This window comes from Citrobacter sp. Cpo103 (assembly GCF_030332605.1).
GTDB classification, from domain to species: Bacteria; Pseudomonadota; Gammaproteobacteria; order Enterobacterales; family Enterobacteriaceae; genus Citrobacter; species Citrobacter portucalensis.
The window spans coordinates 19603-27500 of sequence record NZ_JAOWHO010000028.1; the positions used below are offsets into that span (position 1 = coordinate 19603).

Sequence of the window (7898 nt, forward strand, 5' to 3'; positions counted from 1 at the left end):
TATCATCACTTTTTGATTAGCTTAGCGTAAAAGAAGCCATCGCCATCTTCCGCACCCGGTAAATTCTGACGTCCGGGTTTTTCCGGCGTACCGATTTCGCTTAATACCGCATCCGGTGTGCGTGCCAGGAAGGCGGCAATTTGCTGCTGGTTCTCTTCTGGCAGGATAGAACACGTTGCATACACCAGCGTGCCGCCAGGTTTAAGATGTGACCAGGTAGCATTCAGGATCTCAGCCTGTAATTGGGCAAGTTCGGCAATATCCCGGTCGCGGCGCAGCCATTTGATATCCGGATGGCGACGGATCACCCCGGTTGCAGAACATGGGGCGTCCAGCAAAATACGGTCAAACTGTTGTTCACCGCACCACTGCTTTGGATAGCGTCCATCCCCCTGTTTTACGGTTGCCTTCATGCCCAGACGTTTCAGATTGTCGTAAACGCGCGATAAGCGTTTTTCATCCACATCGACGGCCATGACGTTAGCTTGCGGAGCAACTTCCAGAATGTGAGTGGTTTTACCGCCCGGCGCACAGCACAGGTCGAGGATCTGCTCACCGTCCTCCGGCAACAGATAATTTACGCATCCTTGAGCGGAAGCATCCTGAACGGTGACCCAACCTTCGTTAAAACCTGGGAGGGCGTGAACTGGAGCCGGTGTTTCCAGACGCACTGCATCCGGGTAGTCTGGATGCGGAAAACCTGTTAATCCCGCTTCGGTAAGCAGGTCTAGCCAGGCGTCGCGAGTATGGTGATTACGATTGACTCGTAGCCACATCGGCGGTCGCTGGTTATTGGCTTCAAGAATGGCTTCCCATTTCTGCGGATACGCACTCTTAATACGTTTCACCAGCCAGGAGGGGTGTAAGAAGCGCAAATCGCTTTGCGCAAACTCGGCCAGCAGTTCATCCTGACGGCGTTGAAACTGGCGCAGTACGCCGTTGATCAGCCCCTTCAGCTGTGGACGCTTAATAACGACCGCGCCTTCTACGGTCTCAGCTAACGCAGCGTGTGCTGGAATACGAGTATGCAACAGTTGGTAGAAGCCCACCATGATCAGGTAGTGAACGGTGCGCTGTTTGCCCGTCATTGGACGTTCCATCAGTTGCTGGATCATCCACTCCAGTTGAGAGAGTGTACGTAATACGCCGAAGCAAAGTTCCTGTAACAGCGCTTTGTCTTTATCGGCAACTTTTTGCTGCATGGCGGGCAGCACGTTACTTAGTGATTGTCCTTTCTCGACAACCTGTTCGACGGCCTGGGCCGCCATACTGCGTAAATTAAGATGTTTTTTCATAAGCGCAAAAATAAAAATGCCCGGAGACACCGGGCTTAAAGAGATGAACCGTCAGGCCAGACGGTTTCCGGGCACGAACCACTCCCGGCGTGAATTAAGCAGATCCTGCGCGCTCATGGCTTTTTTACCGGCAGGCTGCAAAGAGATAAGATTCAGAATGCCGTCACCTGTTGCGACCTGGATACCCTGCTTTGTCGCCTCTAGAATGGTGCCTGGCTCGGCCTGGGTGTTTACAGCAATAACCGAAGCTTGCCAGACTTTCACTGGCTGACCATCGATTTCAAGCCAGCTCATTGGCCACGGGTTAAAGGCGCGGATGCAGCGTTCCAATTGAACAGCCGAAAGCGACCAGTCGATACGGGCCTCTTCTTTGCTGAGTTTTTCTGCATGCGTAACCAGTGATTCGTCTTGTACCACCGGTTTTATTGTACTGGCAGCCAGCTGTTTTAGCGTTTCAATCAGCCCCTGAGGCCCCAGGTCTGCCAGCTTGTCATATAACGAACCGCTGGTATCTTCTGCCGTAATTGGGCAGGACAGCTTCAGCAGCATATCACCGGTGTCGAGGCCAACATCCATCTGCATGATGGTAACACCGGTTTCGGCGTCGCCTGCCCACAGTGAGCGCTGGATCGGTGCTGCACCCCGCCAGCGCGGAAGCAGGGAACCGTGAACGTTGATACAACCCAGGCGCGGCATTTCCAGTACTGCTTTTGGCAGGATCAGGCCATATGCCACCACCACCATCACGTCTGCGTGTAAATCAGCAACCAGTAGTTGGTTTTCCTGAGGGCGAAGAGAGACGGGTTGAAAGACCGGTATCCCTTTTTCTTCTGCCAGCACTTTTACCGGGCTGGGCATCAGCTTTTTACCGCGTCCCGCCGGGCGGTCCGGTTGGGTAAACACGCCAACGACGTTATGTCCAGAAGACAGCAGCGCGTCGAGATGACGCGCTGCAAAGTCAGGTGTACCCGCAAAAATAATACGTAGTGAGTCTGACACGTTGATCTTTGTCCTTAAGCTCGGGCGTTCAGGCGGTCGAGTTTTTCAACTTTCTGACGAATGCGTTGTTGCTTCAACGGAGACAGATAATCGATAAATAGTTTACCGACCAGGTGATCCATTTCATGTTGAATGCAGATAGCGAGCAGGCCATCGGCTTCCAGCTCAAAAGATTTGCCGTCGCGATCAAGCGCACGAATTTTTACTTTCTCTGCACGCGGTACTAACGCACGCTGTTCAGGAATAGACAGACAGCCTTCTTCAATGCCGGTTTCGCCGTCTTTTTCCAGCAGTTCTGGGTTAATGAGTACCAACTGCTCATCGCGATTTTCAGAGACATCAATAACAATGATGCGCTGATGAATATCGACCTGTGTTGCTGCCAGACCGATACCTTCTTCGGCGTACATCGTTTCGAACATATCATCAACGATACGCTGAATTTCTGCATTCACTTCTTCAACCGGTTTTGCGACTTTGCGAAGGCGCTCGTCCGGAATATGTAACACTTGCAAAACTGACATAGTTATCCAGAGTTGTGTTCAGGAGTTGAAAAGATTATTACCTCTATTCTAGACAAAACCCCCTCTGATTGACAGCATCAGTGACCAATCGCAAAGATTGCCAGGACTGCTTGTGGCAGGGGAACAGGGATGACCCAAATCGAAATTTGGCTACGTTTAGCGCAAGTGAATGAACTGTATGGTGATGAGATAGTGCGCGTTGCTCACTGGCTCAATACTCAACCGTGTATTAACAACGCGGTACTCTTGCAGGCTGGATTCTCTCCACGCCAGGCAAGACGCTTTTTAACCTTTTCAGATCTGACGCTGGAAAAAACGCTGCGCTGGCTTGAACAGCCTAACCACCATTTTGTGGTTGCCGACAGCGAGCATTATCCGCCACAGCTCCGTGCGATTGAGGATTATCCTGGGGTGCTTTTTGTTGCAGGAGCTCCCGCATGCCTCCACTCATTTCAAGTTGCCGTTGTCGGTAGTCGACAACACTCATGGTATGGCGAACGCTGGGGACGGTTGTTTTGCGAAAATCTTGCTGCATGTGGGGTGACGATCACCAGCGGTCTGGCCCGGGGGATTGATGGCGTGGCGCACAATGCTGCGATAAACCGACAAGGCACAAGTATTGCGGTGCTGGGAAATGGACTTGAGACCATTCACCCACGACAGCATATCCGTCTTGCAGAACGACTGATTGAGGCAGGGGGCGCACTGGTGTCTGAGTTCCCATTAGATATGCTCCCTTTGCCGCGCAATTTTCCCCGACGAAATCGCATTATTAGTGGTCTAAGTAAAGGTGTACTGGTCGTTGAAGCTGCACAGCGTAGTGGTTCACTGGTTACTGCTCGCTGTGCACTGGAACAAGGGCGGGAGGTGTTTGCTTTACCAGGGCCGATTGGGAGCCCGGGAAGTGAAGGCCCGCATTGGCTTATTCAGCAGGGAGCCATGCTTGTGACGACACCAGAGGAAATTCTTGAAAATTTGCAATATGGGCTGCAATGGTTGCCAGATGAACCTGAAAAATCAATTTATTCGCCAGATCACGGAGAGGTGGCATTGCCATTTCCGGAGCTCCTGGCTAACGTAGGAGATGAGGTAACACCTGTTGACGTCGTCGCTGAACGTGCCGGCCAACCTGTGCCAGAGGTAGTGGCTCAACTGCTCGAACTGGAGTTAGCAGGGTGGATCGCAGCTGTACCCGGCGGCTATGTCCGATTGAGGAGGGCATGCCATGTTCGACGTACTAATGTATTTGTTTGAGACATATATCCATAACGAAGCTGAGCTGCGTGTGGATCAGGACAAACTGGAACGGGATCTTACCGACGCTGGTTTTGATCGTGAAGACATTTACAACGCGTTACTTTGGCTGGAGAAGCTTGCTGACTATCAGGATGGCCTTGCTGAACCTATGCAGCTGGCATCGGACCCTCTTTCTATACGTATTTATACTGCGGAAGAGTGCGATCGACTGGATGCAAGCTGTAGAGGATTCCTGCTATTCCTGGAGCAGATTCAGGTGCTAAACCTCGAAACGCGAGAAATGGTTATTGAGCGCGTACTCGCGCTGGATACGGCAGAGTTCGATCTGGAAGACCTGAAGTGGGTGATTCTGATGGTGCTATTCAACATTCCAGGTTGTGAAAATGCCTATCAGCAAATGGAAGAATTACTCTTTGAAGTGAATGAAGGTATGCTGCATTAATCAATCTTCATTCAGTATGAGTTGTTATGGCTAAATCAGCACTGTTCACGGTGCGTAAAAACGAGCCCTGCCCACAATGCGGGGCTGAACTGGTTATTCGTTCCGGGAAACACGGTCCATTTCTCGGTTGTTCACACTATCCAGAATGCGATTACATCCGTCCGCTGAAATCTTCCGCGGACGGACATATTGTCAAAGTTCTGGAGGGTAAGTTTTGTCCTGCATGTGGCGCTGAGCTGGTGCTGAGACAGGGACGATTTGGTATGTTTATTGGATGCAGTGACTATCCTGCGTGCGATCACACCGAGCTCATCGACAAGCCTGATGAAACAGCAATAGTCTGTCCTCAATGCCAGACTGGTCATCTTGTCCAGCGGCGTTCCCGTTATGGCAAAACCTTTTACTCCTGCGATCGCTATCCGGAGTGCCAGTTTGTCATTAACTTCAAACCGTTAGCCGGAGAATGTCCTGAGTGTCATTATCCGCTTCTCATCGAAAAGAAAACCGCGCAGGGTGTGAAGCATTTCTGTGCCAGTAAACAATGTGGAAAGCCGATTTCGGCGGAATAAAAAAGTGAATAATAACCTGCCCACAGATCCTATCGTTGCTGCGATAGCGGTTCTGAAACAAGAAAAAGTCATCGCCTATCCAACTGAAGCTGTATTTGGTGTCGGCTGCGACCCCGATAGCGAAACGGCGGTGAGCCGTTTGTTGGCGCTAAAACAACGTCCGGTCGATAAAGGGTTAATTTTAATCGCGTCAAACTTTGAACAACTTAAACCGTATATCGACGATAGCATGCTCACCGATGCTCAACGTGACGCTGTTTTCGCCCGTTGGCCTGGTCCTGTTACCTTCGTTTTCCCAGCGCTTGCGACAACGCCACGCTGGTTGACCGGGCGCTTTGATTCTCTGGCTGTTCGCGTCACCGATCACCCGCTGGTGGTTGCGTTGTGCCAGGCTTATGGCAAACCGTTAGTTTCTACCAGTGCTAATTTGAGTGGCTTACCGCCTTGCAGAACGGTAGAGGAAGTTCGCGCACAGTTCGGTACAGACTTTCCTGTGGTTGAAGGGGAGACCGGGGGGCGTTTGAATCCTTCGGAGATCCGTGATGCTCTGACAGGTGAACAGTTTCGACAGGGGTAATATGAAAGAAGCCTATGCTGTTTTTGGTAATCCGATAGCGCACAGTAAATCGCCCTTTATTCATCAGCAATTTGCAGAGCAGCTGAAGATTGATCACTCCTACGGGCGTGTATTGGCACCCATCAATGATTTTGTGAATACCCTGAACGCTTTTTTTGCTGAGGGCGGGAAGGGGGCAAATGTCACCGTGCCTTTTAAAGAAGAGGCATTTGCACGTGCCGATGAACTAACGGAGCGGGCATCGCTTGCTGGAGCGGTCAACACCCTTAAACGGCTGGAGGATGGGCGTTTGCTGGGAGACAACACGGATGGTATCGGCTTGTTGAGCGATCTTGAGCGTTTATCTTTCATTCGTCCCGGATCGCGAGTTCTGCTGATTGGTGCGGGTGGTGCATCCCGTGGAGTTTTATTACCTCTTCTTTCTATGGATTGCGCGGTGACTATTGTTAACCGTACCGCTTCGCGCGCTGAAGAACTGGCACTAATCTTCTCCCATACCGGCAGCGTACAGGCGGTAGGAATGGATGAGCTTGATAATTACAGTTTTGATTTGATTATTAACGCGACATCCAGCGGAATTAGCGGTGAGATACCGGCTATTCCGACATCTCTTATTCACTCATCTGTCTATTGTTATGACATGTTTTATCAGAAAGGAGATACACCGTTCCTCTCCTGGTGTGCCGAACATGGGGCGAAACAATATGCTGATGGCCTGGGTATGCTGGTGGGGCAAGCAGCGCACGCCGTTTTACTCTGGCATGGGGTTTTGCCGCAGATTGAACCCGTCATTAAAAGCATGCAGCAGGAATTGTCGGCATGAATCAGGCGATCCAGTTTCCCGATCGAGAAGAATGGCGCACGGATGTCAACGCCGTTGTGTTTCCGGCGATGGTTCATGGTATGCAGTTAACATGTGCCATCTCTGGAGAGATGCTGGCGTCCCGCTTTGGCGGCGACACGCCTGAAGAGTGGTTGGAAATCTTTCAACAGTATCGCTGGGATCTGGAAGAAGAAGCTGAAGGATTGATCCAGGCCCAGCAGGAAGATGCTCAAGGTTGGGTTTGGTTACTCTGACTTAAATATTCATCTTTCCACTTAACATAGTTGTTAGCTGAATATTGTAAGCCTGCTTTCTCTTCATCGCTTAATGGACGGATTTGTTTAACCGGGCTTCCCAGGTACAGATACCCGCTTTCCAGGCGTTTGTTTTGGGGAACCAGGCTCCCAGCCCCAATCATAACGTCGTCTTCTACGACTACGCCATCCAGCAGAATCGAACCCATGCCGACTAATACGCGGTTGCCAATGATGCAGCCGTGTAGCATGACCTTATGACCGACTGTTACATCCTCACCCACGATCAATGGATTACCCTGCGGATTAGACGTGGATTTATGTGTGACATGGAGAACGCTGCCGTCCTGAATGTTTGTACGGGCACCAATTTGTACATAGTTAACGTCGCCACGAATGGCAACCAGTGGCCAAATTCCGACATCATCAGCCAAACGAGCATCACCAATGACGACACTGCTGGTGTCGATCATCACGCGATTTCCGATCTGTGGGAAAAGATCCTTATAAGGACGCAGTACATCAGACATGTTTACCTCAACGAAAATAGAGCAGTAATGAAGACTTTGGTTGGATTATTGAGACTGTGCAAGTGGTTTAGCTATCAAAAATCAGCCAAATTGCGCAGGAATGTAGCGAAAGGAGTGAAAAACAAGCATTCAGAAAAAAAGATCCAAAAAATACTTGTGCTAAAAAATGGGATCCCTATAATGCGCCTCCATCGACACGGCGGATGTGAATCACTTCACGCAAACAGCCGGTTCGGTTGAAGAGAAAAACCTGAAAATGAGGGTTGACTCTGAAAGAGGAAAGCGTAATATACGCCACCTCGCGACAGAGCGCTAAAGCGCGTCGCAACTGCTCTTTAACAATTTATCAGACAATCTGTGTGGGCACTCGAAGATACGGATTCTTAACGTCGCAAGACGAAAAATGAATACCAAGTCTCAACGAGTGAACACGTAATTCATTACGAAGTTTAATTCATTGAGCATCAAACTTTTAAATTGAAGAGTTTGATCATGGCTCAGATTGAACGCTGGCGGCAGGCCTAACACATGCAAGTCGAACGGTAGCACAGAGGAGCTTGCTCCTTGGGTGACGAGTGGCGGACGGGTGAGTAATGTCTGGGAAACTGCCCGATGGAGGGGGATAACT

10 protein-coding genes and 1 rRNA gene (1 of these 11 running past the window's edge) are annotated in these 7898 nt (G+C 50.4%); 7 read left to right on the forward strand and 4 right to left on the reverse strand.

Translation table 11 applies throughout. The features are described from left to right. Positions 1–5 precede the first annotated feature (5 nt). From rsmB to def, 3 genes are read right to left on the reverse strand one after another with little or no spacing between them, the layout of a single operon-like run. A complete protein-coding gene (gene rsmB, locus OGX89_RS08700) occupies positions 6–1295 on the reverse strand; it encodes a 16S rRNA (cytosine(967)-C(5))-methyltransferase RsmB (RefSeq protein WP_286560284.1) in 1290 nt (429 codons plus the stop codon). 51 nt (positions 1296–1346) lie between these two features. After that, a complete protein-coding gene (gene fmt / locus OGX89_RS08705; protein WP_126957924.1) occupies positions 1347–2294 on the reverse strand; it encodes a methionyl-tRNA formyltransferase in 948 nt (315 codons plus the stop codon). A 14-nt stretch (positions 2295–2308) separates the two neighbouring features. Then, complete coding sequence (def, locus tag OGX89_RS08710) at positions 2309–2818, reverse strand: peptide deformylase (RefSeq protein ID WP_003828283.1); 510 nt, start codon at positions 2816–2818, stop codon at positions 2309–2311. Positions 2819–2947: 129 nt separating this feature from the next. Between def and dprA the strand changes: the two genes are divergently transcribed. The 6 genes from dprA to OGX89_RS08740 are packed head-to-tail and all read left to right on the forward strand — an operon-like array spanning position 2948 to position 6740. Further along, on the forward strand, positions 2948–4072 hold the full coding sequence (dprA, locus tag OGX89_RS08715) for a DNA-protecting protein DprA (protein WP_126957926.1): 1125 nt from the start codon (positions 2948–2950) through the stop codon (positions 4070–4072). Beyond that, entirely contained in the window at positions 4044–4517 is a 474-nt protein-coding gene (gene smg, locus OGX89_RS08720) for a DUF494 family protein Smg (RefSeq protein WP_003031162.1), read from the forward strand. Before dprA ends, smg begins: the two co-directional genes overlap by 29 nt. Before the next feature lie 26 nt (positions 4518–4543). Further along, positions 4544–5086 carry a DNA topoisomerase family protein gene (locus OGX89_RS08725; protein ID WP_079940097.1) on the forward strand — a complete coding sequence of 181 codons (543 nt, stop codon included), beginning with the start codon at positions 4544–4546 and terminating at the stop codon, positions 5084–5086. A 4-nt stretch (positions 5087–5090) separates the two neighbouring features. Further along, entirely contained in the window at positions 5091–5663 is a 573-nt protein-coding gene (gene tsaC / locus OGX89_RS08730; RefSeq protein WP_003828289.1) for an L-threonylcarbamoyladenylate synthase type 1 TsaC, read from the forward strand. Between the two features lies 1 nt (position 5664). Beyond that, a complete protein-coding gene (aroE, locus tag OGX89_RS08735) occupies positions 5665–6486 on the forward strand; it encodes a shikimate dehydrogenase (protein WP_003828290.1) in 822 nt (273 codons plus the stop codon). Next, positions 6483–6740 carry a DUF1488 family protein gene (locus OGX89_RS08740; RefSeq protein WP_126957928.1) on the forward strand — a complete coding sequence of 86 codons (258 nt, stop codon included), beginning with the start codon at positions 6483–6485 and terminating at the stop codon, positions 6738–6740. The genes aroE and OGX89_RS08740 overlap by 4 nt, the downstream gene beginning before the upstream one ends. On the opposite strand, the gene OGX89_RS08745 is transcribed toward OGX89_RS08740, so the two are convergent. Then, entirely contained in the window at positions 6716–7270 is a 555-nt protein-coding gene (locus OGX89_RS08745; protein WP_048215431.1) for a gamma carbonic anhydrase family protein, read from the reverse strand. The two genes, OGX89_RS08740 and OGX89_RS08745, sit on opposite strands and share 25 nt — an antisense overlap. Before the next feature lie 474 nt (positions 7271–7744). Between OGX89_RS08745 and OGX89_RS08750 the strand changes: the two genes are divergently transcribed. After that, a 16S ribosomal RNA gene (locus OGX89_RS08750) occupies positions 7745–7898 on the forward strand (it continues 1388 nt past the right edge of the window).